At 71.6% G+C, this 25,551-nt stretch carries 27 protein-coding genes and 1 riboswitch; of the genes, 18 read left to right on the top strand and 9 right to left on the bottom strand.

The window, feature by feature from the left end:
* Window positions 1-3 precede the first annotated feature (3 nt).
* The 9 genes from chvE (at window position 4) to SKED_RS15145 (ending at window position 7,403) form a co-directional block, all read left to right on the top strand.
* The gene (gene chvE / locus SKED_RS15185) at window positions 4-1,134 is read left to right on the top strand and encodes a multiple monosaccharide ABC transporter substrate-binding protein (RefSeq protein WP_012868058.1); all 1,131 of its coding nucleotides are present in this window, start codon (window positions 4-6) and stop codon (window positions 1,132-1,134) included.
* Complete coding sequence (locus SKED_RS15180) at window positions 1,131-2,882, top strand: methyl-accepting chemotaxis protein (protein ID WP_012868057.1); 1,752 nt, start codon at window positions 1,131-1,133, stop codon at window positions 2,880-2,882. The genes chvE and SKED_RS15180 overlap by 4 nt, the downstream gene beginning before the upstream one ends.
* 27 nt (window positions 2,883-2,909) lie before the next feature.
* Window positions 2,910-4,022, top strand: a complete 1,113-nt coding sequence (locus SKED_RS15175) for a protein-glutamate methylesterase/protein-glutamine glutaminase (protein WP_012868056.1) — start codon at window positions 2,910-2,912, stop codon at window positions 4,020-4,022.
* Window positions 4,019-4,837, top strand: a complete 819-nt coding sequence (locus SKED_RS15170) for a CheR family methyltransferase (protein ID WP_012868055.1) — start codon at window positions 4,019-4,021, stop codon at window positions 4,835-4,837. The genes SKED_RS15175 and SKED_RS15170 overlap by 4 nt, the downstream gene beginning before the upstream one ends.
* Window positions 4,834-5,217 carry a response regulator gene (locus SKED_RS15165; RefSeq protein WP_042438122.1) on the top strand — a complete coding sequence of 128 codons (384 nt, stop codon included), beginning with the start codon at window positions 4,834-4,836 and terminating at the stop codon, window positions 5,215-5,217. Before SKED_RS15170 ends, SKED_RS15165 begins: the two co-directional genes overlap by 4 nt.
* Complete coding sequence (locus SKED_RS15160) at window positions 5,214-5,687, top strand: chemotaxis protein CheX (protein ID WP_012868053.1); 474 nt, start codon at window positions 5,214-5,216, stop codon at window positions 5,685-5,687. Before SKED_RS15165 ends, SKED_RS15160 begins: the two co-directional genes overlap by 4 nt.
* Window positions 5,688-5,728: 41 nt before the next feature.
* Window positions 5,729-6,088: a response regulator gene (locus SKED_RS15155; RefSeq protein WP_012868052.1), complete on the top strand. Its 360-nt coding sequence runs from the start codon at window positions 5,729-5,731 to the stop codon at window positions 6,086-6,088.
* Window positions 6,085-6,576: a hypothetical protein gene (locus SKED_RS15150; protein ID WP_012868051.1), complete on the top strand. Its 492-nt coding sequence runs from the start codon at window positions 6,085-6,087 to the stop codon at window positions 6,574-6,576. Before SKED_RS15155 ends, SKED_RS15150 begins: the two co-directional genes overlap by 4 nt.
* A gap of 149 nt (window positions 6,577-6,725) precedes the next feature.
* Window positions 6,726-7,403, top strand: a complete 678-nt coding sequence (locus tag SKED_RS15145) for a hypothetical protein (protein WP_012868050.1) — start codon at window positions 6,726-6,728, stop codon at window positions 7,401-7,403.
* A gap of 93 nt (window positions 7,404-7,496) precedes the next feature.
* On the opposite strand, the gene SKED_RS15140 is transcribed toward SKED_RS15145, so the two are convergent.
* Window positions 7,497-7,793, bottom strand: a complete 297-nt coding sequence (locus tag SKED_RS15140) for a hypothetical protein (RefSeq protein ID WP_012868049.1) — start codon at window positions 7,791-7,793, stop codon at window positions 7,497-7,499.
* 86 nt (window positions 7,794-7,879) lie between these two features.
* On the opposite strand from SKED_RS15140, the gene SKED_RS15135 reads away from it, so the two are divergent.
* The 4 genes from SKED_RS15135 (at window position 7,880) to SKED_RS15120 (ending at window position 12,616) form a co-directional block, all read left to right on the top strand.
* Window positions 7,880-9,364 carry an NCS2 family permease gene (locus tag SKED_RS15135; protein ID WP_012868048.1) on the top strand — a complete coding sequence of 495 codons (1,485 nt, stop codon included), beginning with the start codon at window positions 7,880-7,882 and terminating at the stop codon, window positions 9,362-9,364.
* 140 nt (window positions 9,365-9,504) lie between these two features.
* A complete protein-coding gene (manA, locus tag SKED_RS15130) occupies window positions 9,505-10,752 on the top strand; it encodes a mannose-6-phosphate isomerase, class I (protein ID WP_012868047.1) in 1,248 nt (415 codons plus the stop codon).
* 71 nt (window positions 10,753-10,823) lie between these two features.
* Window positions 10,824-11,261, top strand: a complete 438-nt coding sequence (locus SKED_RS15125) for a MarR family winged helix-turn-helix transcriptional regulator (protein WP_012868046.1) — start codon at window positions 10,824-10,826, stop codon at window positions 11,259-11,261.
* The gene (locus tag SKED_RS15120) at window positions 11,258-12,616 is read left to right on the top strand and encodes an MFS transporter (protein ID WP_012868045.1); all 1,359 of its coding nucleotides are present in this window, start codon (window positions 11,258-11,260) and stop codon (window positions 12,614-12,616) included. Before SKED_RS15125 ends, SKED_RS15120 begins: the two co-directional genes overlap by 4 nt.
* Window positions 12,617-12,740: 124 nt before the next feature.
* On the opposite strand, the gene serC is transcribed toward SKED_RS15120, so the two are convergent.
* Complete coding sequence (gene serC, locus SKED_RS15115; RefSeq protein WP_012868044.1) at window positions 12,741-13,877, bottom strand: phosphoserine transaminase; 1,137 nt, start codon at window positions 13,875-13,877, stop codon at window positions 12,741-12,743.
* Between the two features lie 192 nt (window positions 13,878-14,069).
* On the opposite strand from serC, the gene SKED_RS15110 reads away from it, so the two are divergent.
* From SKED_RS15110 to SKED_RS15095, 4 genes are all read left to right on the top strand, one after another.
* The gene (locus SKED_RS15110; protein WP_012868043.1) at window positions 14,070-14,780 is read left to right on the top strand and encodes an iron-dependent transcriptional repressor DtxR; all 711 of its coding nucleotides are present in this window, start codon (window positions 14,070-14,072) and stop codon (window positions 14,778-14,780) included.
* A gap of 124 nt (window positions 14,781-14,904) precedes the next feature.
* Window positions 14,905-15,072: riboswitch (cyclic di-AMP (ydaO/yuaA leader) on the top strand.
* Between the two features lie 46 nt (window positions 15,073-15,118).
* Entirely contained in the window at window positions 15,119-15,904 is a 786-nt protein-coding gene (locus SKED_RS15105; RefSeq protein WP_012868042.1) for a C40 family peptidase, read from the top strand.
* Between the two features lie 249 nt (window positions 15,905-16,153).
* Window positions 16,154-17,071 (top strand): universal stress protein, encoded by a 918-nt coding sequence (locus SKED_RS15100; RefSeq protein WP_012868041.1) that lies wholly within the window; start codon window positions 16,154-16,156, stop codon window positions 17,069-17,071.
* Between the two features lie 127 nt (window positions 17,072-17,198).
* Entirely contained in the window at window positions 17,199-17,672 is a 474-nt protein-coding gene (locus SKED_RS15095; RefSeq protein ID WP_012868040.1) for a hypothetical protein, read from the top strand.
* 39 nt (window positions 17,673-17,711) lie between these two features.
* On the opposite strand, the gene SKED_RS15090 is transcribed toward SKED_RS15095, so the two are convergent.
* The 7 genes from SKED_RS15090 to SKED_RS15060 form a co-directional block, all read right to left on the bottom strand.
* Window positions 17,712-18,545: an ABC transporter permease gene (locus SKED_RS15090; RefSeq protein WP_012868039.1), complete on the bottom strand. Its 834-nt coding sequence runs from the start codon at window positions 18,543-18,545 to the stop codon at window positions 17,712-17,714.
* Window positions 18,542-19,603, bottom strand: coding sequence for a daunorubicin resistance protein DrrA family ABC transporter ATP-binding protein (locus tag SKED_RS15085; RefSeq protein WP_012868038.1), 1,062 nt, complete (start codon window positions 19,601-19,603; stop codon window positions 18,542-18,544). Before SKED_RS15085 ends, SKED_RS15090 begins: the two co-directional genes overlap by 4 nt.
* A gap of 80 nt (window positions 19,604-19,683) precedes the next feature.
* Complete coding sequence (gene rocD, locus SKED_RS15080) at window positions 19,684-20,898, bottom strand: ornithine--oxo-acid transaminase (protein ID WP_012868037.1); 1,215 nt, start codon at window positions 20,896-20,898, stop codon at window positions 19,684-19,686.
* Window positions 20,899-20,910: 12 nt separating this feature from the next.
* Entirely contained in the window at window positions 20,911-21,750 is an 840-nt protein-coding gene (ddaH, locus tag SKED_RS15075; RefSeq protein WP_012868036.1) for a dimethylargininase, read from the bottom strand.
* Window positions 21,751-21,895: 145 nt separating this feature from the next.
* Complete coding sequence (locus SKED_RS15070; protein WP_012868035.1) at window positions 21,896-22,381, bottom strand: SRPBCC family protein; 486 nt, start codon at window positions 22,379-22,381, stop codon at window positions 21,896-21,898.
* Window positions 22,378-23,202, bottom strand: coding sequence for a hypothetical protein (locus SKED_RS15065; protein WP_012868034.1), 825 nt, complete (start codon window positions 23,200-23,202; stop codon window positions 22,378-22,380). The genes SKED_RS15070 and SKED_RS15065 overlap by 4 nt, the downstream gene beginning before the upstream one ends.
* Window positions 23,203-23,295: 93 nt before the next feature.
* On the bottom strand, window positions 23,296-23,811 hold the full coding sequence (locus tag SKED_RS15060; RefSeq protein WP_012868033.1) for an OsmC family protein: 516 nt from the start codon (window positions 23,809-23,811) through the stop codon (window positions 23,296-23,298).
* A 310-nt stretch (window positions 23,812-24,121) separates the two neighbouring features.
* Here SKED_RS15060 and SKED_RS15055 point away from each other — a divergent pair, with 310 nt between their 5' ends.
* Window positions 24,122-25,522 carry an MFS transporter gene (locus SKED_RS15055; RefSeq protein ID WP_012868032.1) on the top strand — a complete coding sequence of 467 codons (1,401 nt, stop codon included), beginning with the start codon at window positions 24,122-24,124 and terminating at the stop codon, window positions 25,520-25,522.
* Window positions 25,523-25,551 lie beyond the last annotated feature (29 nt).

Raw genomic sequence — 25,551 nt, 5'->3', positions numbered from 1 at the left:
CCGATGATGTCCTTCTCCCGCCCACCCTCGCCGTCGCGCCTGATCGCGCCGGCCGTCGTGCTGCTCCTCGCCGCACCGCTCGCCCTCGCAGGATGCTCGACGGACGCCGCCGGCGCCGACGGCTCCCTCGTGGGCGTCGCGATGCCGACGACCACGTCGTTGCGGTGGATCGAGGACGGGGACAACCTCAAGGCGCAGCTCGAGGCCCTCGGGTACCAGGTCGACCTGCAGTACGCCGAGAACGACGTCCCCACCCAGGTGGACCAGCTCCAGTCGATGATCGACGCCGGGGCGGACCTCCTCGTGGTCGGGTCGATCGACGGCACGGCGCTCACCGACCAGCTCGCGCAGGCGGCAGACGCCGGCATCCCGGTCATCGCCTACGACCGGCTCATCCGGGAGTCACCGGACGTCGACTACTACGCGACCTTCGACAACTTCCGCGTCGGCACCCAGCAGGCCACCTCGCTGCTCCAGGGCCTCGGGGTCCTCGACGAGGCGGGCGAGCCGACCGGCGAAGAAGGGCCGTACACGGTCGAGGTGTTCGCCGGGTCGTCGGACGACAACAACGCGACGGTGTTCTACGAGGGTGCCTTCAGCGTCCTCCAGCCGTACCTGGACTCGGGTGTGCTCGAGGTGCCGTCGGGCGAGACGGACTTCGCGACCATCGCGATCGAGGCGTGGGACGCCAAGGTCGGCGGCGAGCGCATGACCCGCCTGCTCGACAGCGTGTACTCCGGCACCGACCTGGTGATCGACGGCGTCCTGTCCCCGTACGACGGCATCTCGATCGCCATCATCGACGTCCTCAAGGGCGCGGGCTACGGCACTGCCGCCCGGCCGCTGCCCGTGGTCGTCGGGCAGGACGCCGAGGCGCCGTCGATCAAGTCCGTGATCGCCGGCGAGCAGTACTCGAGCATCTACAAGGACACCCGCCAGCTCGCCGAGGTCACCGTCGCCATGGGCGACGCGCTCCTCAAGGGCACCGCGCCCGAGGTCAACGACGTCACCTCGTACGACAACGGTGTCACGACCGTCCCGACCTACCTGCTCGCCCCCGTCGTGGTGACCGCCACGAACTACGAGTCGCTGCTGGTCGGCGGCGGCTACTACACCGAGGAGGACCTGCGATGACGACGACGTCGACCAGGCCTGCACGCACCACAGCCAGCACACCCGCGCCCCGCAGCGGCACCGCGCCCCGTGACGGCGCGGCTGCCCAGCAGCGGCCAGCCAGCTCCTCCGCCCCCGGGCGCCCCGGCGAGAAGCCCTCTGCCCGCGAGCCCCGCGCATCCCGTGCCCGGTGGTTCTGGGACCGTCCCGTCGCCGTGAAGATCGGCACGTCGCTCGTGGTCATGGGCGTCGTCTTCGCCTCCGTCGGAGGCGTCGCGGCGCTCGCGCTCGGGCGCGCCGCCGACCACCTCGACCAGGTGAACACGCTCACCGGCGAGCTCCAGGGCGACCTCGGCGACCTCCGCGCCGCGCAGGCCACGAGCCAGCTGCTCGTCCGCCGCGCGGCCGCAGCACCCGACGACGCGCTGCGCACCCAGCTCCTCACCTCCTCCGACTGGAACGACACGACCGTCGAGCGCCTCATCGCCGACGTCGAGACCTTCGAGCAGTCCGGCACCCAGCAGTGGCAGGACTTCGTCACCCGGTGGGGGGAGTGGACCGCGTACCGCGACGGCGTCGTGCTGCCCCTCGTCGAGGCCGGCGACGTCGACGGCGTCGAGCAGGCCCTCGCGGCCGACGTCGCCGCCGACCCCGACCGCGCCGGGCGCGCGCTGCTGCTCGCGCAGGGCCAGATCGACTTCCAGGTCGCCGAGGTGCTCCACGACGCCCAGGCCGACGTCTCCCGCACCATCATCGTGCTCGGGGTGTCCTTCCTGGTCGGGGCAGGGCTCTCGGTGACGCTCGCGGTGCTCGTCGTGCGACGCATCACGTCGGGCATCCGGTCCGTCCAGGGTGCCCTCGAGTCCCTCGCGACCGGTGACCTCACCCACGAGGTCGACGTGCTCAGCCGCGACGAGCTCGGGCAGATGTCCCAGTCCTACGACCTCGCCGTGTCCAACCTGCGCGGCGCCATGACCGGCGTGGTGAGCACCGCGACCGCTGTGGCCCAGAACGCCGAGGACCTCGGCGCCGCCAACACCCAGGTGTCCGGCGGGGCAGAGGCGACGAGCGCGCAGGCGGCCGTCGCGACCGAGGCCGCCGAGCTGGTCTCGCGCACCATCCAGTCCGTCGCCGCCGGCGCGGAGCAGATGGGCGCGTCGATCCGCGAGATCGCCGGCTCGGCCGACGAGGCCGCGAAGGTCGCCGCGCAGGCGGTCCAGGTCTCCGAGTCCACCGCCGAGTCGGTGCGGCTGCTCGGGGAGTCGTCCCAGGCCATCGGCACCGTCGTCAAGGCGATCACGAGCATCGCCGAGCAGACCAACCTGCTGGCCCTCAACGCGACCATCGAGGCCGCGCGCGCCGGCGAGGCCGGCAAGGGCTTCGCGGTGGTCGCGCACGAGGTCAAGGAGCTCGCGGGGGAGTCGGGGCGCGCCGCCGAGGACGTCGCGCGCCGCATCGCCGAGATCCAGTCGCAGACCGGCTCGACCGTCACGGCCATCTCCGAGATCTCGGGGATCATCCGCACGATCAGCGACTACCAGATGACCATCGCCTCGGCCGTCGAGGAGCAGACCGCGACGACCAACGAGATGAGCCGCGGCATCACTGAGGCTGCCGCGGGCGCCGGCGAGATCGCCGTGCACATCGGCTCCGTCGCGGCCGTCGCCTCCCAGTCCTCCGACGTCGTGGCCCGCATGGGCCAGACCGTCGACGAGCTCACGGCGGCCTCGGCCGACCTCCGTACCCAGACCGCGGCGTTCGCGGTCTGACCTCCCCCTGACAGACAAGGTGCTCTCATGACGATCCGTGTTCTCGTGGTCGACGACTCGGTGGTGATCCGCCGGCTCGTCGTCCAGGCTCTCGAGAGCGACCCTGACGTCGAGGTGGTGTCCACGGCCGCGAACGGGAGGCTGGCGCTCGCCAAGGTCGAGCAGCTGCGCCCCGACGCGGTCACCATGGACATCGAGATGCCCGAGATGAACGGCGTCGAGGCGGTGCGCGAGCTGCGCAAGCGCGGGCACCAGATGCCCATCATCATGTTCTCGACGCTCACCGAGCGTGGCGCGACCGCGACGCTCGACGCGCTGTCGGCCGGGGCCTCCGACTACGTCGCGAAGCCCTCGAACGTCGGCTCCATCAACGAGTCCCTCGCGGCCGTCGCCGACCAGCTCATCCCGAAGATCCGCGCCCTCGTCCCCGGGGCCCGGGCCCAGGCGCCCCGGACCGGTGCCGTCGCGCCGGCCCGGGCCGCCGTGGCCGCCGTCCCCGCCGCCCGGTCCGCGACCCCGCGGCAGGGGGCACGCCGTCACCCGGTGCGCGCCGTCGTCCTCGGCTGCTCGACCGGTGGGCCCGAGGCGCTCTCGCGCGTCGTCGAGCGGCTCACCGTCCCGCTGCCCGTGCCGATGCTCGTCGTCCAGCACATGCCGGCCGTGTTCACGCGCCAGCTCGCGAACCGGCTCGACCGCCTCGGGCCGTCGACCGTCGTCGAGGCGGAGGACGGCCAGCCGCTCGTCCCCGGCGGCATCTACATCGCCCCGGGCGACACGCACCTCGAGGTCGACGGCAAGGCCGGGAACCTCCGGGCACGGATCACCCACGGCGCACCGGTGAACTTCTGCCGCCCGTCGGTCGACGTGCTCTTCCGCTCGGTCCTCGGCGCCATCGGGCCGGACCTCCTCGGCGTGATCCTCACGGGGATGGGCGCCGACGGCAAGGCCGGCTCGGGCGCCATCGCCGAGGCCGGCGGCACGATCGTCGTCCAGGACGAGAAGACCTCGGTCGTGTGGGGCATGCCGGGCGTCACCGCCCAGGCCGGCTACGCGCACCGCATCGTCCCGATCCTCGAGATCGGGCAGACCATCTCGGCGCTCGTCCAGGCGAGCACCGGAGCACAGGAGGTGTCACAGTGAGCCTGACCACGGAGAGCTTCACCTTCGTCGCTGATCTGGTCCGCTCCCGCAGCGCGATCCACCTCGCACCCGGCAAGGAGTACCTCGTCGAGAGCCGGCTGCTGCCGCTCGCACGGCGGCGCAACGTGACCGTCGACGAGTACGTGCGCAGCCAGCGCACCCGCCCCGACCAGCTCGAGGCCGAGCTCATCGTCGAGGCGCTCACCACCAACGAGACCAGCTGGTTCCGTGACGCGCTGCCGTTCCAGGCGCTCACCGACCACATCCTCCCCGAGGCCACCAGCCGGCTGCTGCCGGGCGCACCCCTGCGCATCTGGTCCGCCGCGTGCTCGACCGGGCAGGAGCCCTACTCGATCGCGATGGTGCTGCGCGAGCAGCTCGGCGCCCGCCGGGCCGAGATCACCGCGACCGACCTGTCGGGCGAGGTGCTCGACAAGGCCCGGGCCGGTCTCTACTCCCAGCTCGAGGTCAACCGGGGCCTCCCGGTCACCTTCCTCGTCAAGCACTTCACCAAGGTCGGCGCGCAGTGGCAGATCGCCGACGACATCCGCTCGACGGTGCGGTTCAGCAAGCACAACCTGCTGAGCGCACCGCCGGCAGGAGGACCCTTCGACATCGTCTTCCTGCGCAACGTCCTCATCTACTTCGACGTCGAGGTGAAGCGGGACATCCTGCGACGCCTGCGCACGACGATGCGCCCGGGCGGGTTCCTCGTCCTCGGCGCTGCCGAGACCACCGTCGGCATCGACGACGCCTGGACCCGTGTCCAGGTGGGCCGGAGCTCGATCTACCAGAACTCAGGGAGACCAGCATGAAAGCACTCGTGATCGACGACTCTCGGACGATGCGCCGCATCGTGTCATCGGTCCTGACCGATCTCGGCTACGAGACGGTCGAGGCCGGCGACGGCCAGCAGGCCCTCGACGCCCTCGAGGTCGGGGACGAGTTCCAGCTCGCGTGCATCGACTGGAACATGCCGGTCATGGACGGCCTGACCTTCGTCACGAAGGTCCGCGAGAACCGCGCCTGGCGCGGCATCACGCTCATGATGGTGACGACCGAGAGCGAGCACGGGCAGATCGTCCGTGCGCTCGCGGCCGGCGCCCACGAGTACCTCATCAAACCGTTCACCCCGGACGCGCTCCGGGACAAGCTGGAGCTGCTCGGGCTGCTCCCCGTGGAGGAGATCGCATGATCGCCGGACTCGTGACCGTCAGCCGGGAGCAGATCCTGGCCATCACCGAGGACGTCTTCGCCGCCATGATCGACGGCGGCAGCGAGGTGCTCGTGACCGAGCGCCACGAGCCGGTGCCCGCACCGGTCGAGCCGCTGTGCGCGTGGGTCGACATGACGGTCGCCGAGCTCGGCCTCGGCGTCCGCACGATCGTGCGCACCGAGCGCCCGGCCGCGGACCAGCTGACGCGGGCGCTGCTCATGATGGCCGCCTCGGAGGCCGTCGGCCAGGAGGACCTCGTCGACGCGTTCGGCGAGCTCGCCAACGTCGTGGGCGGTAACGTGAAGTCGTTGCTCGCCGCCCCGGCCGTGCTGTCGCTCCCGTCGGTCGCGCAGACCGCCCCCGAGCTGCCCGAGAACCAGTTCTTGCAGGACATCGCCCTCGACTGGCGAGGCCACGTCCTCGTCGTGTCGCTGTGGTCGCTGGTCTGACCCGAAGCACGTAGCAGCAGAAGCAGGAGAGGAACCCCCTTATGTACGTCCTAGTTGCCGACGACAGCCGCGTGATGCGGCAGATCGTGATCCGTACCCTGCGCCAGGCAGGGTACGACTGGCAGATCATCGAGGCCACCGACGGGCAGGAGGCCTACGACATGGCCCTCGCCGAGAACCCCGACCTCATCCTGTCGGACTGGAACATGCCCAACGCCACCGGGATCGAGGCGCTCCAGGCGCTCCGCCAGGCCGGCTGCATGATCCCCTTCGGCTTCATCACCTCCGAGGGCTCGCAGGAGATGCGCGACCAGGCGGAGGCCGCCGGTGCGCTGTTCCTCATCGCCAAGCCCTTCACCGCGGAGTCCGTCCGCGAGACCATCGACCCGGTGCTCGCATGACCGGCACGCCCCTGCCGAGCGCCCTCGAGGTCCGCGAGCTCCTCGAGGGTCTGCTCGGCCGTGAGGTCGAGGTCGTCACCGGTGGGCCGATGGTCGACCCGGGGAGCGAGGACGGCGCGCTCGTCGCCGAGTTCGTCTCCGACCAGATGCAGCTGAACGCGCTCGTCGTCATGGACGTGCCGCTCGCCGCGCGGGCGGGGGCGTCCATCGCGCTCATGCCCTCGCACGCGTCGGAGAACGCCGTGGGGGCCGGCGAGCTCACGGACGTCCTGCTCGAGAACGCCGGCGAGATCCTCAACGTCATGGCGTCGCTGTTCAACGCCGAGGGTGCCCCGCACCTGCGGCTCAGCAGCGTGCACCCGCCCAAGAGCGCGCTGCCCAACGACGTGGCGTCGTGGGTCCTCGCGTACGTGCCGCGGCTCGACCTCGAGTGCGACGTCTCCGGGTACGGCCCGGGGACGCTCTCGGTGCTGGTCATCAACAGCTGACCACGCGAGACCCCACGCTGCTCGGCAGGTCCTGCGAGCGGCGTCCGCACGGCCCCGGCACCTCAGCGTGCCGGGGCCGTCGTGCGTCCAGGACCTGGTGCAGGATGGGGCAGGGCCACGACCGGCTCTGCCGAGCAGAAGGAGTGCGGGTGCGGCTCGCTCACGCGAACGTCAGAGGAGGCGTCCTGTGCCTCGGGGACCCCGGAGGCCTGCACGTGCGGCTGCGGCCCGACGGCGTGCACACGCCCGGGTGGAAGGCGACGGAGGACGGCGTCGGTGACGAGGACGACCAGGACTACGAGGACGAGGGCGACGGAGACGACGACTGGGACGACCCTGACGACCCCGGTTCCTCTGAGGACCCAGACGCCCCTGACGACCCAGACGCCCAGCAGCCCGCCCTCGCCTCGCCGTGGGTCGTCACCGCGTGGCGCGACCTCGCGGCGGTCGAGGTCGACGCGCCGCTGACCCGGTGGCGGTACCCGGGTGTGCTCTCGACGGTCGTCGCGGCGGTGGTGGGCACGGTCGGCATCGAGTGGTACCCCGAGGGGGCTGCCTTCGACGTCGAGGTCACGACGGCGGGCGGGGTCGAGGTGGTGCGCTGCGACGGCTTCGCCGGGCGGGGCTACTGGGAGCCGCACGCCCGCGTGGTCGAGGCGCTCCTGCGGGTCCTCGTGTCCGAGCCCAGCACGCGCGGCTGGCTGAGCACCCCCGGCGACCTGCTCGCGGTGCTGAGCACGCTCGCGCGACGCGGGCCGTCGGCCGACGCGCTCGCCGACGAGGTGCGGTCGGCGCTGCTGCACGCGGCTCCGGAGGCGTCGCGGTGACGCGGGCGACAGAGTCGCGGTGATACGGACGACAGGGATGTCGGAGCCGTAGGGGCGTCACCTCGGAGCCAGCGGGCCGAGGCCCTGCCCGGCTCAGTGCTGCTCGGGCGCCCGGACCACGTCGACGGTCTCGGCGACCGCACGGTAGCGGCGCCGGTTGTTCTGCTCCCACGCGAGCGCGAGCAGCCCGAGCCCGGCGCCGGTCGCGCACACCACGAGGTTCGAGCGGACGGCGAGGTCGGTGGTGAGACCGATCACGCCGAGGACCGCCGCGGCGAGGGCCCAGACGCCGAGACCGGCGAGGATCGCGCGGCGCAGGTCGACCTGACGAGGCTGCGGGCCTGGTCGGCGACGCTCCGGGTGGAGGAAGAGCTCGAGGGAGGTGCGCACCCCCTCAGCCTAGGCGCTCCCCGTGTGTCGTGACGGTGACGAGACGGTGTGCGAGGTGCGCCGACCGGTCGGGCACACTTGTCCCCATGGCCAACAGCACAACCCGTGAGACACCCGCGCCCGCAGGCGCGATCGACCGATTCTTCAAGATCTCGGAGCGGGGCTCCTCGCTCACCTCAGAGGTCCGGGGTGGCCTCGTCACCTTCTTCGCGATGAGCTACATCATCGTGCTCAACCCGATCATCCTCGGCAACGTCCAGGACGGCACCGGCCAGCTGCTCGGCGGCGGGACCGACGAGCCGAACATCACGATGATCGCCGCAGCCACCGCGCTCATCGCGGGCGTGCTGTCGATCGTCATGGGGCTCGTCGCGAACTTCCCGCTCGCGCTCGCGGCCGGCATGGGCCTCAACGCGGTCGTCGCGTACTCCATCGCGTCGCTGCCGGACATGACCTGGGCCGACGCCATGGGCATCGTGGTGCTCGAGGGCATCATCATCCTGCTGCTGGTCCTCACCGGGTTCCGGGAGGCCGTGTTCCGCGCCGTGCCGCCCGAGCTCAAGGTCGCGATCAGCGTCGGCATCGGTCTCTTCATCGCCTTCGTCGGCATGGTCGACGCAGGCTTCGTGCGCCCGGGCGCCGGCACGCCGGTCGAGCTCGGCGTCGCCGGTTCGGTCGCCGGGTGGCCGCTGCTCGTCTTCGTCTTCGGTGTGCTCACCGCGATCGTGCTCATGGTCCGCAAGGTCAAGGGCGCGATCCTCATCTCGATCGTCGCGTCCACGGTCGTCGCCCTCGTCATCGAGGCTGTCGCCAAGGTCGGCGGGATGATGGGCCCTGACGGCGTCCTCAACTCCCACGGCTGGAAGCTCAACGTCCCGACGCTCCCCGACAGCGTCGTCGACTGGCCCGACTTCTCGCTGCTCGGTCAGTTCTCGCTCTTCGGGTCCTTCGAGAAGATCGGCGCCGTCGCGGTCATCCTCCTCGTCTTCTCCCTGCTGCTCGCCGACTTCTTCGACACCATGGGCACCATGGTCGCGGTCGGCTCCGAGGCCGGGCTCGTCGACAAGGACGGCAACCTGCCCAAGACCCGCCAGATCCTCGTCGTCGACTCGGTCGCGGCCATCGCCGGCGGTGCCGGTGGTGTCTCGTCGAACACCGGGTACGTCGAGTCCGCCGCGGGTGTCGGGGACGGTGCCCGCACGGGTCTCGCGTCGGTCGTCACCGGTGTCGCCTTCCTGCTCGCGACGCTCTTCGCGCCGCTCGTCGAGATGGTGCCCTCCGAGGCGGCCACCCCGGCGCTCGTGGTCGTCGGGTTCCTCATGGTCATGCAGGTGACCGGCATCGACTGGAAGAACATGGAGCTGGCCATCCCGGCCTTCCTCACGATCATCGTCATGCCCTTCACCTTCTCGATCACCGCGGGCATCGGCGCGGGCTTCATCACCTTCGTCGTCATCCGCATCGCGGTCGGCAAGGTCCGCCAGGTGCACCCGCTCATGTGGGTCGCCGCGGTCCTGTTCGTCCTGTACTTCGTCCGCGGCCCCCTCGGCGAGACCCTCGGCGTCTTCTGACCCCAGCCGCTCCGCCCCCACTCTCATGGCCGGGGCGCGACGGCGAGGTGCTCCACGGAGTGCTTCGCGGTCGCGCCCCGGCCATGAGTGCGTCTGGGCCGTCGGTGCGTGGGGCGGGCTCTGTCGTAGGGTCTACTGCTGTGGAACCCAGTAGCGTCTACCGGCTGACCAACACGCTGCAGCGGTACGCGTGGGGGTCTCCCACGGTGATCCCCGAGCTCCTCGGGACCGAGCCCGACGGCGGACCGGTGGCCGAGATGTGGCTCGGTGCGCACCCCTTGGCCCCGTCGATGGCAACTGTCGAGCCGTCGGCCTCGGCGACCCGGGCGCCCGGGCCGGTCACCGACCCGGCACCCGTGGACCTCGCGAGCCTGCTGCGGTCTTCGCCCGACGCGCTGCTCGGTCGGGCGGTCGTCGAGGGCTACGGCCCGCGGCTGCCCTACCTGCTCAAGGTGCTGGCCGCCGACAAGCCGCTCTCCCTGCAGGTGCACCCGCACCCGCACGTCGCACGTGCCGGCTTCCGGCGTGAGAACCTCGCCGGGGTCCCGCTCGACGCGCCGTCGCGCAACTACAAGGACGACCAGCACAAGCCCGAGATGATCCTCGCGCTCACCCCCTTCGAGGGGCTCTGCGGCTTCCGGCGGCCGGCACGGACCCTCGCGCTGCTCGACGGGCTCGCCGGCGAGCACGTGGCCCGCATGCGCGCCACGCTCCGTGCCTCGCCCGACCCGGCCGGCGTCCGCGCGGCCTTCGAGGTGGCGCTCGCAGCGCGGGAGACCGACTGCGCGACGGACATCGCCGCGACCGTCGACTCCGTGCGCGCGCGCATCGCGGCCGGACGCTCGACCTCCCGCGGCGACCAGACGCTGCTCGACCTCGCCGAGGCCTTCCCCGGCGACCCGGGGGCGCTCGTGTCCCTCATGCTCAACCGGGTGTCGCTCGAGCCCGGCGAGGCCGTGTTCCTCGGCGCGGGGGAGGTGCACGCCTACCTGTCCGGGGTGGGGGTGGAGGTCATGGCGAGCTCGGACAACGTCCTGCGCGCCGGGCTGACCGCCAAGCGGGTCGACGTCGACGAGCTGCTGTCGTGCGCGAGCTACGCCTCGAGCCCCCCGCAGCGCCCGGTGCTGCGCGCGGAGCCGGGCGGCCTCACCGCGTACCGGGCCCCGGTCGCGGAGTTCTCCCTGCTGTTCGGCGCGGTGTCCGGACACGCCCTGGTCACCCACGGTGGCCCACGGGTCGTGCTGTGCCTCGAGGGGCGCCTGACCCTGTCCGGCGCGCTCGGCCCCCTGGTCACGCTCGAGCGCGGCGAGTCGGCCTTCGTGCCGCACGACGTGGGGCACTTCGCCCTCGACGGGCACGGACAGGTGGTCGTGGCCTACGTGCCGTAGCCCGGGGTGTCCCGCATCTCCCTGCCCCAGACCCCTGTTGTTACCTAGGGTAATGAGTTAGGGTAAGAACAGTGACCACACCTGATGCCTGCGCCCCCGGAACGCTCGGAGGTCAGCTCCGTGTGGCGTTGACCCGGATCTCCCGACGCCTGCGGAACCAGCGCGGTGAGGCCGACCTCCCTGAGGGACAGTTCGCCGTCCTGACCACGATCTACAAGCACGGACCGATGACACCCGGAGCGCTCGCCGACCACGAGCACATCCGCCCGCCGTCGATGACGCGCACGGTCAACGCGCTCGCCGAGCTGGGTCTCGTGACCAAGGTCGGCCACGAGACCGACAAGAGGCTCGTCCTCGTCGAGCTGACGACCACGGGCCGTGACGAAGTGAGAGAGACCAGGCGACGCCGCGAGGCCTGGTTGACGAAGAACCTGGGTCAGCTGACCCCCGAAGAACGGCAGACGCTCGCAGCGGCGAGCGAGCTGCTCGTGAGGATCGCCAGTCGATGAGCCCTACCTTCGCCTCCCTGAGGTACTACAACTACAGACTCTGGTTCAGCGCCGCCCTCGTGGCGAACGTCGGGACCTGGATGCAGCGCGTCGCCCAGGACTGGCTCGTGCTCACCGTCCTCACGGACAACTCGGGGACCGCCGTCGGCATCGTCACCGCCCTGCAGTTCCTCCCGGTGCTCGCGCTGTCCGCGTGGGCCGGCGTGCTCGCCGACCGCGTCGACCGCCGCAAGCTGCTGATCCTCACGCAGTCCGCGCTCGGTGTGCTCGCCCTCGCCCTCGGTGCCCTGGTGCTCTCCGGCTACGCCGAGCTGTGGCACGTGTACGTGTTCGCCGCGCTGCTCGGCTGCGTCACGGCCATCGACAACCCGGTGCGCCAGACCTTCGTCGCCGAGATGGTGCCCAAGGAGAAGCTGTCGAACGCCGTGGGCCTCAACTCCGCGGGCTTCAACGCCGCCCGCCTCGTCGGCCCCGGTGCCGCCGGCCTGCTCATCGCGGCCTTCGGCCCCGGGTGGATGTTCATCATCAACGGGCTGACCTTCGCCGCGGTGATCGTCGCGATGACCCGGATGCGGATCAGCGAGCTCAACCGGCTGCCGGTCACGGCGCGAGCCAAGGGGCAGATCCGCGAGGGCGTGCGGTACGTCCGCAACCGCAGCGACATCGTCGTCATCATGTGCGTGGTGTGCGTCGTGTCCACCTTCGGCCTCAACTTCCAGCTGACCTCCGCGGTCATGGCGACCGCCGAGTTCGGCAAGGGTGCGGGGGAGTACGGGATCCTCGGGTCGATCCTCGCGATCGGCTCCCTGGCCGGCGCGCTCCTCGCGGCGCGCCGTGAGCGTCCGCGGGTGCGCCTCGTCATCGGCTCTGCCTTCGCCTTCGGCGTGTCGACCGGGCTCATGGCGATCATGCCGACGTACTGGACCTACGCGCTCATGAGCATCCCCGTCGGGTTCTCGAGCCTCACCATGCTCACCGCGGCGAACTCCACCATCCAGATGACCACGGAGCCGCAGATGCGCGGGCGGGTCATGGCGCTCTACATGATGGTGTTCCTCGGGGCGACGCCCATCGGCTCCCCGCTCGTCGGCTGGATCGCCGAGACCTTCGGCGCCCGGTGGGCGATCGGCGTCGGCTCCATCACCGCCCTGCTGGTCGCGGCCGGCGCGGCACTGTGGACCAAGCACAACTGGGACTACACCGTGAAGTACCAGGTGTTCCACCGACCCCACGTCGAGGTCACCTACGGACCCTCGACCATCGACTCGCCCCGCCCGGCCGAGGCCGACGCCCGACGCGACGTGGCCGACGGCCTCGGCGTCCAGGAGGCCAAGGACCGCACGACCGCGGCCTGACCCACGGGGCGCGGGCGCGGCCCTGCAGCGGGTCCGGGCACGACAGAGGTCGCACACGACAGAGGCCGGGGATGTCCCCGGCCTCTGTCGTGGTCTGCGCCGGCTCAGCCGGTCGTCCAGCAGGTCAGCCCGAGTGCTCGACGAGGTGGTCGACGCAGGCGGTGAGGGCCTGGACGTCGGAGGGGTCGACGGAGGGGAACATCGCGACGCGGAGCTGGTTGCGGCCGAGCTTGCGGTAGGGGTCGACGTCGACGACGCCGTGCGCGCGCAGGACGCGGGCGATCTCGGTCGCGTCGACCCGCTCGTCGAGGTCGATCGTGCCGACGACGGTCGACCGGTCGGCGGGGTCGGCGACGAACGGCGTCGCCCACTCGCGGCTCTCCGCCCAGGAGTACAGGTGCGCGGCCGACTCGGCGGTCCGGGCCGCCGCCCAGTCGAGGCCGCCCTGGTCGAGCATCCACCGCACCTGCTCGCCGAGCAGGAACAGGGTGGCGATCGCCGGGGTGTTGAGCGTCTGGTTCGCACGAGAGTTCGTCACGGCGTTCTGCAGCGACAGGAACTCGGGGATCCACCGGCCTTTGACCGCGATCTCGCCGATGCGTTCGACGGCCGCCGGTGACACGACGGCGAGCCACAGGCCGCCGTCCGACGCGAAGGACTTCTGGGGCGCGAAGTAGTAGACGTCCGTCTCGGAGATGTCGACGGGCAGCCCGCCGGCCCCCGAGGTCGCGTCGATGACGGTGAGCGCGTCGGCCGAGGCGCCGGCGACGCGGCGCACGGGGGCCATCGCTCCGGTCGAGGTCTCGTTGTGCGCCCACGCGTAGACGTCGGCGTCGGGGTGCGCGGCAGGCAGCGCGACGGTGCCCGGTGCTCCCGTGGTGACAGCAGAGGGCTCGAGGAACGGTGCGCCCGCGGTCGCGGCCGAGAACTTGGCGCCGAACTCGCCGAACACCCCGTGCGCCGCGCGGTCGCGCACGAGGGAGAAGGTGGCCGCGTCCCAGAAGGCGGTGGAGCCGCCGTTGCCGAGGATGACCTCGTACCCGTCCGGCACGGAGAACAGCTCGGAGAGGCCCGACCGGACACGGCCGACGAGGTCCTTCACAGGGGGCTGGCGGTGGGACGTGCCGAGGAGGCTGCGCCCCGTCGCGGCGAGCGCATCGAGCTGTGCGTCGCGCACCTTGCCCGGGCCGCTCCCGAAGCGGCCGTCGGCGGGCAGGAGGGCGGCTGGGATGCTTGGCGTGGCAGTCACGTCGCCCACCATAGCGTCCGGTGATCGGGGACGTGCCGCGGCTGCACAGAGCGGGATAGGCTGTCCGGAGAAGACGTGTCGACGACGCAGCGGGGCCCTCACCGGCCCCGAGGGCGACCCGAGTGCCACCCGAGGGCTCTCAGGTCGGTCCTGGCAGCTGTTGTCCGGGATCGTCCGACGCCACCTGACGCACTGGAGGAACGCGTGAGCGACCTGATCGACACCACCGAGATGTACCTGAAGACGATCTACGAGCTGACCGAAGAGGGCATCGTGCCGCTCCGGGCGCGCATCGCGGAGCGCCTGGGGCACTCGGGCCCGACGGTCTCGCAGACGGTGGCGCGCATGGAGCGCGACGGTCTGGTCGTCGTGAGCGGTGACCGTCACCTCGAGCTGACCGAGGTCGGGGCCACCAAGGCCATGCGCGTCATGCGCAAGCACCGGCTCACCGAGCGCCTCCTCACCGACGTCATCGGGCTCGACTGGGCCTTCGTCCACGAAGAGGCCTGCCGCTGGGAGCACGTGATGAGCGACCGCGTCGAGAAGCGCCTCATCGACCTGCTCGACCACCCGCACTTCTCCCCGTACGGCAACCCGATCCCCGGCCTCTCCGAGCTCGGTGAGGTGGCGCCCGCCGTCGACTTCCTCGACGGTGTCGAGTCGCTCCCGGTGGTCGTCTCGCGCCGCGCGCTCGCGGACGGCCCGTTCTCCGCGACCGTGGCCCGTCTCGGCGAGCCGCTGCAGACGGACGTGGAGCTCCTGGAGCGCCTGTCGTCGGCCGGCGTCGTCCCGTCGGGAGAGATCGTCGTCACGATCCTCGAGTCCGGCGCGGGTGTGTCGGTGGGTGTGGAGGGCGCTGACCTGGTACTCGATCTGCCCGAAGAGGTCTCCCGTCACATCTTCGTCGCCAGGTGAGACCTGGGTCACATTTTTCGTCGTGATCTGAACGTGACATTCGACGAACTCCTGTTGTACCTTCATGAGGCGTCATCGGTATGAAAGCCCATGACGCGCTCGCGCAGAACGCCTAACCCTGCCACTGCGAGAGCCGCCGACAACCCGCTGGCAGGGACGGGGGACCCAAATCTGGGCGCTGTTCACAGCGTCCTCGGGGTGAAGCCCCACGACCGTCTCGACGGCCGTGAGGCCGGGTGCATCTCCTACCCGAACCCGACAGCTGACCTCGCAGGCGTACTGGAGAAAACGTGACTACTAGTACTACTCGTGCCCGCCACCGCGCGGCACGGCGTCCCATGGCGCCGCTGAGCTCGATCGCCACCGCGGCGACCGGCAACGCAGCGACCGTCGGACGTCGGACGGCCCTCGTGGCAGCGTCCTCCGGCCTCATCGTCTCCCTGATGGGCGCCACCTCTGCCTCGGCAGCTCCCCTCCCCACCGACGCGTCGGTCTCGACCGTCGACGTCACCTCGCTCAAGGCAGAGGCCCGCGCAGCCCTCAGCACGGCTCCCGCCGTCACGGTCGCCGCGGACGCCTCGTGGACCGTCGAGCAGATCGACATGGTCGTCACCCCTGCTCCCGAGCCTGAGCCCGAGCCGGAGCCGGTGCGCGCACCTGCCGCCGCCTCCCGCACGGCCGAGCGCACGTCGATCGCCACCGACACGCAGACCGAGACCGAGGCTGCGGCCCCCGTCGAGGTCGCGGCCGAGGCTCCGGTCGAGGCAGCGGCTGCTGTCCCCGCGTCGGCGAGCGGCTCTGCCGTCCTCGACATCGCGGGCCGCTACGTGGGCGTCCCGTACGTCTCGGGCGGCGCCTCCCCGGACGGCTTCGACTGCTCCGGCTTCACGCAGTACGTGTTCGCCCAGCTCGGCATCAACCTGCCGCGCCAGTCGGGTGCACAGGCACAGGCCGGGACCGTCGTGTCCCGCGAGGACGCCCAGCCCGGCGACCTCATCGCGTCCCCCGGCCACATCGCCATCTACGCCGGTGGCAACTCGCAGATCGACGCTCCGCGCCCCGGCAAGAGCATCCAGTTCCGCGAGATCTGGCAGACGAACCCGACGTTCATCCGTATCGGCTGACACGTCGTCCTGCCTCGGCAGACGCATCGCCTCGAAGGCCTGGACCGCACTGCGGTCCGGGCCTTCGTGCGTCTGAGAGCCCGGACGGCCCGACGCGCCTCGGGCCTCTCGGGGCCGGTCGCCGAGGCGCGGCCGGTCCCGTCGTGACACGCTCGGTCTCGGCTGCGCGAACAGGGTGTTCTCCGCGTCATGAGCGGGTAATGTACCGGACAAGCACGGTTGCTCGTCCGTCATGCAGGAGGGAATGCCATGTCGCACTCTGATGCCATCATCGTCGGCGTCGACGGCTCGGTCTCGAGCCTCCACGCGCTCGACTGGGCGGTCGCGCACGCGACGCGCAGCGGACAGCCCATCACGGTGGTCTGCGCCTACTCCCTGCCCTCCTTCGCCGCGGCGTCCCTCGACGGCGGGTACGCCGCTCTCGACGACAACGCCATCCAGGACGGCGCACGGTCTGTCCTCGACGACGCCCGCGCACGCGCCGCACGGTCCGGCGTGACCGTGACCACCGAGCTCGCCGCCGGGGACGCCGCCGGGGTGCTCGTCGAGCGCTCCAAGGACTTCGCCCTCGCCGTCGTCGGGACGCGCGGTCGCGGCGGCTTCGCCGAACGTCTCCTCGGTACCGTGTCCTCGGCCCTCCCTGCGCACGGGCACTGCCCGACGGTCGTCGTCCCCTACCGCGGCAGCGGCGACCCGGACGCGGACGTCCCCACCCATCCGATGAAGCGGGTCGTGGTCGGCGTCGACGGCTCGCCCTCGGCCTACGGGGCCCTCCACGCAGCCATCCACCAGGCGAACCTGTGGGGCGCCGAGCTCGTCGCCGTCGCCGGGGTGCCGGTCGGTGCCGGCGCCGGGATGCTGGCCTGGCTGCCCGCCGCGATCGACCACGAGCAGGTCCTCGCCGACGTCACCGACGGCCTCGACGCGATCGTCGACAAGGCCGAGGCTGCGCACCCGGGCACCACCATCCGCCGGATCGTGCTCGACGGCAGCGGCGCCGAGCTGCTCACCGAGTTCTCCGAGGCGAGCGACCTGCTGGTCGTCGGCTCACGCGGCCGCGGCGGCTTCGCCGGCCTCCTCCTGGGCTCCACGAGCCAGGCCGTGCTGCACCACTCCACCTGCCCCGTGCTCGTGGTCAACAAGCACTGCGAGATCCCCGAGAGCTGACAGCCGCGGGCGGTCGTCGTCGGCCATGGGGCCCAGGCCTCTCTCCGCTCACGCCGAGCCCACGCCCGCCCGGGCATCGTGGGGCTCCAGTGTCGTCGAGTCACGGCGACCCGTCGGAGGAGCTCTCATGAACCGCACCCTGCCCGCCGTCCGCGTCGGTCGATCCTCAGCCCAGCACGCTGACCCGGTGCTGCTGCGCGTGCTGTCGTCGACCGGTCCAGGCGGGAGGACCTCGGTCCTGCTGACCGAGCGCCACCCCGCGACGACCGACTCCCGCGCCGGCAAGGTGACGGGCTGCTACGACGAGGCGCGCGGGTACGTCCGCGCTGTCCTGACGACCGCCGCCGGCACGTTGACCCTGCGGCACGAGACAGGGAGGTTCTCCGGGGTCCTGCCCGCCGAGCTGCTCGGCACGCTGCGCCTGGACCCGGGGTGGTCTCCGTCCGAGGTGCGCCGCGCGACGACACGGGCCGCCGACGGCATCGTGCTGGTCGACCTCTGGGGTGACCCGGGGGACGGTCTCGTCGGGACGATCGTCGGCCACGCGCTCGGCGGGCTGACGGGCACCGGGGGAGGCGCCGTGACCTGGGAGCCCAGCTGACCGAGGGCGGCGGAGAGCCGCCCGCGGAGAGCGGTCCCGTCAGCTCTTGGTCCGGTAGAGCCGCATCGTGATCGGCGCGAACACCAGGGTCAGCGCGGCCGAGGCCACGAGCACCCACACCACGTCGGAGAACGCTGCCCCGCCGCCCATGAGGCCCCGGATCGCGGTGACGAGGTGCGTCACCGGGTTGACGTCGACGAAGGCGCGCAGCGCCGACGGCATCGTCGCCGGGTCGACGAAGATGTTGGACGCGAAGGTCAGCGGCATGAGGATGAGCATGGACACGCCCATGACGGCGTTGGGGGTGCGCATCAGCAGCCCGAAGATCGTGAAGATCCAGCTGAGCGAGAACGCGAAGACGAGCAGCAGGGCGATCGCGGCGAGCGTGCCGGCCACGCCACCGCCCGGGCGGTACCCGAGGATCAGCCCGAGGCCGAGCGTGATGACCGACGCGATGGTGTAGCGGACGGTGTCCCCGAGGAGCGCGCCGACGATCGGCGCGGGACGCCAGATGGGCAGCGAGCGGAACCTGTCGAACACCCCCTTGGTGATGTCCGTGTTGAGCGTGAACCCCGTGTACACGGTGATGATCAGCACGGTCTGCACGAGGATCCCGGGCAGCAGGAACTGCAGGTAGGTGGAGGTGTCGCCCGCGATCGCCCCGCCGAACAGGTACGTGAACATCAGCGTGAAGATGATCGGGGTGAGCGTCACGTCGAAGAGCTGCTCGGGCACGTGCTTGATCTTCAGCAGGGCGCGCCACGCGAAGGTGAGCGTGTTCTCGATCGGCGACGGCCGGCCGGGCCGGACCTCGAGGGAGACGGCAGACCGCAGCGACGTGGCCGCGGTGGTGGGGTTGTCGGTGGTGCTCATGAGGTGGCCTCCTCGGTGGTCTGCCCGGCCGCGGAGCCCGGCCCGGCCTCGGTGCCCTGGGTCGAGTCTGTCGGCTTCCCTGTGTCTGTCGGCTGACCTGTGCCTGTCGGCTGACCCGTGAGCGCGAGGAACACCTCGTCGAGGCTCGGCTGGCCGAGCGAGAACTCGGGGACGTGGATCCCCGCGTCGTGCAGCCTCGGCAGGATCTGGTGGGCGCGTGCGGAGCCGTCGGCACTGCTGTCGATGCGTGCCGAGAGCGCCGCCGGGTCGGGGGACAGCGAGACGGCGTCGGGCTCGCCGAGCAGGCCGGCGACGATGCGCGCCGCCTCGTCGCGGCGTGACGGGTCGGCCAGGCGCAGCTGGACCGAGCCCGACCCCACCGAGCTCTTGAGCTCCGTGGCGGTGCCCTCGGCGATGACCTTCCCGTGGTCGACGACGGCGATGCGGTTCGCCAGCTGGTCTGCCTCCTCGAGGTACTGGGTGGTGAGCAGCACCGTGGCGCCGTCGTCCACGAGCACCCGGACGATGTCCCACACGTCGTTGCGGCTGCGCGGGTCGAGGCCGGTGGTGGGCTCGTCGAGGAACAGCACCGCGGGGCTCATCACGAGGCTCGCGGCGAGGTCGATGCGCCGCCGCATGCCGCCCGAGTACGTCTTGACCTGCTTGCCGGCCGCCTCGGTGAGGTCGAAGGCCTCGAGAAGGTCGGCGCCGCGCCGACGGGCTGCGGGCCGGGAGAACCCGTAGAGGCGCGCGAGCACCATGAGGTTCTCGGCGCCGGTGAGGTCCTCGTCGACCGAGGCGTACTGCCCGGTGAGGCCGACGAGGCTGCGGACGGTGTCGGCCTCGCGGAGGATGTCGTGGCCGAGGATCCGGGCGGTGCCGGCGTCGGGCCGCAGCAGGGTCGCGAGCATCCGCACCGCGGTGGTCTTGCCTGCCCCGTTGGGGCCCAGCACGCCGTAGACGGTCCCGGCGGGGACCTCGAGGTCGATGCCGTCGACCGCTCGGGTGGACCCGAAGTGCTTGACGAGGCCGTGCGCCTCGATCGCGTAGTCGCTCATGTCCTCATCCTGTGCGCCCGCTGTGCCCGCGGCTACTCCTTTCTTGCGCAGTTGCGCGCGGGGATCGGGAAGATCGGCGGTCAGCGGGACGCGAGCACGTCCCGCAGCCGGTCGATCCCCAGGTCGAGGTCGTCCTCGGTGATGGTCAGCGGTGGCGCCAGGCGCACCGTCGCACCGTGGGTGTCCTTGGCGAGGACGCCGGCGTCACGCAGCGCGAGGCACAGCTCGCGCCCGGACGGCCAGGCCGGCGTGAGGTCGATCCCGGCCCACAGGCCGGCGCCGCGCACCTCGGCGAGCAGCTCGGTCTCGACGAGCTCGTCGAGCCGCAGCTGGAGGTGCGCGCCGAGCGTCGCCGCGCGCTCCTGGACCTCCCCGGAGTCGAGCAGGCGCACCACGGCGCGGCCCACGGCGCTCGCGAGCGGGTTGCCCCCGAAGGTCGACCCGTGCGTCCCCGGGGTGAAGACGTCGAGCACGTCGGCCCGGCCGACGACAGCGCTCACGGGGAGGATCCCGCCGCCGAGGGCCTTGCCGAGCGTCACCAGGTCGGGCCGGACGTTCCAGAGCTCGCACGCCAGGGTCGTCCCCGTGCGCCCGAGCCCGGACTGGATCTCGTCGGCGACCAGCAGGATGCCGGCGTCATCGCACACCGTCCGCAGCGACGCCCAGTACCCGGGCGGGGGCACGACCACGCCGGCCTCGCCCTGGATGGGCTCCATGAGCACCGCGACCGTGGTCTCGTCGATCGCGGCGGCGACAGCCTCTGCATCGCCGTACGGCACCACGCGGAACCCTGGCGTGAACGGCCCGTAGCCCTCGCGGGCCTCGTCGTCGGTCGAGAAGGACACGACCGTGGTGGTGCGCCCGTGGAAGTTGTCGCTGCCGACGATGATGGTCGGCTCGGTGATCCCGCGGCGGTGGCCCCACTTGCGCACGGCCTTGACCGCCGTCTCGACCGCCTCGGCCCCGGTGTTCATGGGGAGCATCGCGGCGTGCGTCCCGTCGAGGGCGAGCGACCCCTCGACCAGTGCGCAGAGCTCGTCGGCGAAGGGACCGAGCTGGTCGTTGTCGAAGGCACGCGACGTCAGCGTCACGCGGCCCAGCTGCGCGGTGGCCGCGGCGACCAGCGCGGGGTGGCGGTGCCCGAAGTTCAGGGCGGAGTAGCCGGACAGCATGTCGAGGTACCGGTGGCCCTCGACGTCGGTCACCCACGAGCCCTCGCCCTGCGCGACGGTCACGGGGAGCGGTGCGTAGTTGTGCACCAGGTGGTCCCTGACCTCGACGTGCGTGGTGTCCATCTCCGGCTCCTCTCAGCCCGCCGCCCGGATCTCGAGCGTGCAGCACTTCGCGCCGCCGCCGCCGAGCAGCAGCTCGGTGGTGTCGACGCCGATCGGTTCGTAGCCACGCTCGACGAGCTGCCCCTGCAGGCGGGTCGCGGCGGGGTTGAGGACCACGTGGAGGCCGTCGGAGACCGCGTTGAGCCCGAGCACGGTCGCGTCGGACTCGACGGCGTGCACGGCGTCCGGGAAGAGGTCGGAGAGCCGCGCCCGGCTCTCCGCGGAGAAGGCGTCCGGGTAGTAGGCGACGACACCCGGGGTCGTCCCGCCCTCGGAACCCTCGAGGACCGTCAGCGCGGTGTCGAGGTGGTAGAAGCGCGGGTCGACCAGCTCGAGCGTCACGACCTCGCGGCCCCACAGCCCTGCCGCCTCGGCGTGCGCCGCGGTGTCGGTGCGGAAGCCCGTCCCGGCGAGCGTCAGGGGACCCACCGTGAGGATGTCGCCCTCACCCTCGTTGCGCTCGCGGGCGCTGTGCACCTCGAAGCCGTTCTCGGCGAACCACCGCAGGTACACGTCGGCCTCGGGCTGGCGCTCGGGGTGCGTGAACCGGGCGCTGTAGACGACGCCGTCGACCACCGTCGCGCCGTTGGCCGCGTAGACCATGTCGGGGAGGCCGGCGACGGGCTCGACGAGGTCCACGGTGTGCCCGAGGTCGAGGTACACGTCACGGAGCCGCTCCCACTGCTGGACGGCCCGCGCGGTGTCCGTCGGGCGGCTCACGTCCATCCACGGGTTGATCTCGTAGCTGACGGTGAAGTGCTCCGGACGGCACATGAGGTAGCGGCGGGCTCGGGCGGCGGGGGCTGTGGTCATGGGCGGGCTCCTGGGAGAGGCCTCGGGGGGTGCCGAGGTCACGTCGGGAGCGTCCGGGTGGTGCCCGGTCGCTGGTCACACGGTCGGTGTGATGCCCGACACTACGCCGAGAGCCGTGAGATCGCGCGGAGGAGCGGCACTCCTGTCAGCCGGCGTCGACCTCGCGCGCGACCCGGTGCAGCGCGAGGCGCAGCATCAGGCCGAGCGGCACCGCGAGCAGCGGCGCGGTGAACCGCGCCGGGAGCGGGCCGGCGAGGTAGACCTCTTCCCACCACGTCACCAGGCTCGACGCGTGGTCGACGGGCTCCACGTCGATCCCGGCCGTCCCGAGCAGCAGTGGACCGGCCTTGCGCAGCACGAGGCGGTGGCGCTCGTCGGCTCCCGGGGAGCCGGCCGTGGGGCGCTCCAGGCCGACGACCTCCATGCGGTCGACGATGCCCGGGTGGCTGAACATCGTGAACCGGGCACCGCGGGGGAGCGGGCCCGGGGCGAGCGGGTGCCCCGACGCGTCCGTGGGGAACGAGCCCCAGGTCAGCGGGATCCAGCGCGAGTGGTGGCGGACGTCGGCCACGAGGTCGAAGACCTCGTCGGGCTGCCCCGGGAGGACCCGGGTGACCGCGACGCGCGTCATGACTTGTCCGTGCTGGAGGTGATGCGTCGCGAGCCGCGGCCCAGCCGCGCACGACGTGCCCGGTCGACCAGCGGGATCTTCGACCCGGCACCCCCTCGCGGGTCGACGAGCAGGCCGTCCTCCGGCACGCCCTTCGACCGCGCCGGCGCCACCGCCCGCGCGAACTGGGCCGGTGCCGGCCCGAAGGCCTTGGTGGCCTGGTGCACCACGGTCTTCGCGAGCGCCCGACCACCCGCGACACCGACGACGGCGCCGATGCCGAACGGGATGATGCGTCCCATCATCAGGGAGGTCTGCTTGGCGATCTGCCGCTTGACGAACCGTCGGGTGAGGACCTTGTTGACCTGCCGGATGGTGCTCTTGGGCATGGTGGTCATGAGGGCGGTGCCCCAGGCCGCTGCCGACTTGCCGGACACCTCCTCCACGGACCGGGCGCCGGACTCGCCGAGCACCGTCGCGAGCAGCAGCGCGCGGCGACGGTCGAGGTCGTCGCCCTCGACGCCGTGCACCTCGGCGACGCAGAGCGCGTAGGCGGCCGACGCGCTGAAGAAGGTCGCGACGTCCCCGCCGCTGAGGATCATCGAGACGCCCGTCCCGACGCCGGGGAAGGCCGCGGCCGCGCCGACCGCGCCTCCCGCTCCCTGGAGCACGAGCGAGTACTCGCGGGTGAGCAGGTTGATGATCTGCTGGGGCGAGGCCTCGGGGTTCTTGCGGCGCAGGCTGTCGACGTGGGCGCGCACCGTCGACGACGGCAGCGTGAGCGCCTGGTCGAGCGCGGCGTCGATCAGCGGCGTCCGGACGAACGACAGCTTCTGGTCCACGGTGTCTCCTTGCAGGGGTCGGCAGGTCGTGAGAGGGGGCGTGAAGTGGGGGATCGGCGTCCGGCATCACGAGGGGCCGGGCACCGCTGCGGGTCACTCGGCGGTCGACACCGACGCGATGGTCAGCTCGACCTCCGCGCCCGCCTTCAGGGTCCGCCCGACGGTGCAGGCCTGGTCGACCGCACGGGTGACGACGGTGAGCAGGCGCTCGCGGGCCTCGTCGTCGAGGCCGGAGAGGTCGAGCTCGAGGCGCTCGACGAGCCTCGGGTAGCGGTCTTCGTCGGGGTCGGAGACGCCGGAGACGTGGATCGTCGCCGCGTAGTCGTCCCCGAGGCGGCGCGCCAGGGTGACGTCGGACGAGAACCCGGTGCACGCGGCGAGGGCGATCTTGAGGAGCTCTCCCGGGGTGAAGGTCCCCTCGACGTCCAGACCGCCGAGCTGGACCTCGCCGCCGCGGGCGCTGCGGCCCACGTAGCGGCGCCCGCCGGTGCGCTCGACCCAGAGCGCCGGCTGCGTGCCGGCCTGGGGTGCGGGGGAGACGGTGCTCGACGAGGTGCCGGTCGGGGTGTCGCTCGAGGAGTCGGTCGCGGTGCTCGTGTTCTCGGTCATCTGCTGATTCTTCCACCGGGTGCCCGGGTGCGCCCGGGGTGTCCGCCGAGGGCGCAGGCGACTGCTCACCAGCCGCACACCGCCGCGGGCGACGCCGAGGTCGTCCACATGGTGGAGACGGGGTGAACTCATGCTGAGACAGTCCTAGTGTTGCTCGGTACCGTCACCCACGTGTCGACCACGGCCCCTTGTTCTCCCCGGCCCGCAGCTCTCCCCGGTCCGCGCCGCAGCCCTCGTGCCCGCGCAGCTCCGCTCAGACGCCCGTCCGCGAACGATGCCTCGAGCGTGAGCCCACCGACCGGAGCACCACATGACCACCACCGCTGCACCCGCCCGCCCGCTGAACTCCCGGGGGAGGGTCATCACCGCGAGCCTCGTCGGCACCACGATCGAGTTCTACGACTTCTACGTCTACGCGACGGCAGCCGTCCTCGTCTTCCCCACCCTGTTCTTCCCCACGGGCAACGACACCACGGCGCTGCTCGCGTCCTTCGCCGTGTTCGGCGCCGCGATGGTCGCCCGACCGGTCGGGGCCGTGGTCTTCGGCCACCTGGGGGACAAGCGCGGCCGCAAGACGACCCTCGTCATCTCGCTGCTCACCATGGGGATCGCGACCTTCCTCATCGGGGTGCTCCCCACCTTCGACTCGATCGGGATCGTGGCGCCCGCGCTGCTCCTCGTGCTGCGCCTCGCGCAGGGCTTCGCGCTCGGCGGCGAGTGGTCGGGTGCGGCGCTCGTCGCGACCGAGAACGCCCCGGCGAACAAGCGCGCCTGGTACGGCACCTTCCCCCAGCTCGGGGCGCCGATCGGCTTCATCATCGCCAACGGCCTGTTCCTCACCATCAACGCCGTGCTGCCCCACCCCGAGGACTCCCTGCTGCAGTCCGAGGCGTTCCTCTCGTGGGGATGGCGGATCCCGTTCCTGTTCTCCGCCGTCATGGTGATCATCGGCCTGTGGGTCCGGCTCAAGCTCGTCGAGTCCGAGGCCTTCGTCAAGGCCGAGAAGAAGGGCGCGATCACCAAGACGCCCCTCGCGACGGTGTTCCGGTTCCACTGGCGCCAGCTAGTCCTCGGCACGTTCATCATGCTCGCCACCTACGTGCTCTTCTACCTCATGACCAGCTTCACGCTGACCTACGGCACCAAGGCGGCCGACGCCGACCCCGCGGGCCTGGGCATCCCCTACGTGCACTTCGTCATCATGCAGATCATCGGCGTGATCTTCTTCGGGATCTTCACGCTCATCTCCGGGCCCGTCGCCGACCTCATCGGCCGCCGGCGGCTGCTCATCGGGGTGTCGAGCCTCATCGTCGTCTTCGGGCTGACCTTCCACCTGTTCCTCGTGCCGCGCGCCGACGCCGCCTTCACCGGTGGCCTGGTGCAGGCCTTCCTCATCCTGGGGTTCACCCTCATGGGGGTGACCTTCGGGCCCATGGGTGCGCTGCTGCCCGAGCTGTTCCCCACCAACGTGCGGTACACCGGCTCGGCGATCGCCTACAACGTCAGCTCCATCCTCGGTGCGGCGCTCGCGCCGATCGTCGCCGTCGCCCTCTGGGCGCAGGCCGACGGCGACACGTGGCTCGTCGGGCTCTACCTGTCGGGGGCCGCGGTCCTCACGCTGATCGCCGTGCTGCTGTCCAAGGAGACCAAGGACGTCGACTACGGGCTCGCGTCTCACGAGGACGAGAAGGAGCACGAGCCCTCCGTCTGAGACGGCGCAGGTGGCTTTCTGAGACGGTG

The sequence above is a fragment of the Sanguibacter keddieii DSM 10542 genome (assembly GCF_000024925.1).
GTDB classification, from domain to species: Bacteria; Actinomycetota; Actinomycetes; order Actinomycetales; family Cellulomonadaceae; genus Sanguibacter; species Sanguibacter keddieii.
The sequence above is the reverse complement of the archived record's forward strand: the minus strand, read 5'-3'. Positions and strand labels throughout refer to the sequence as shown.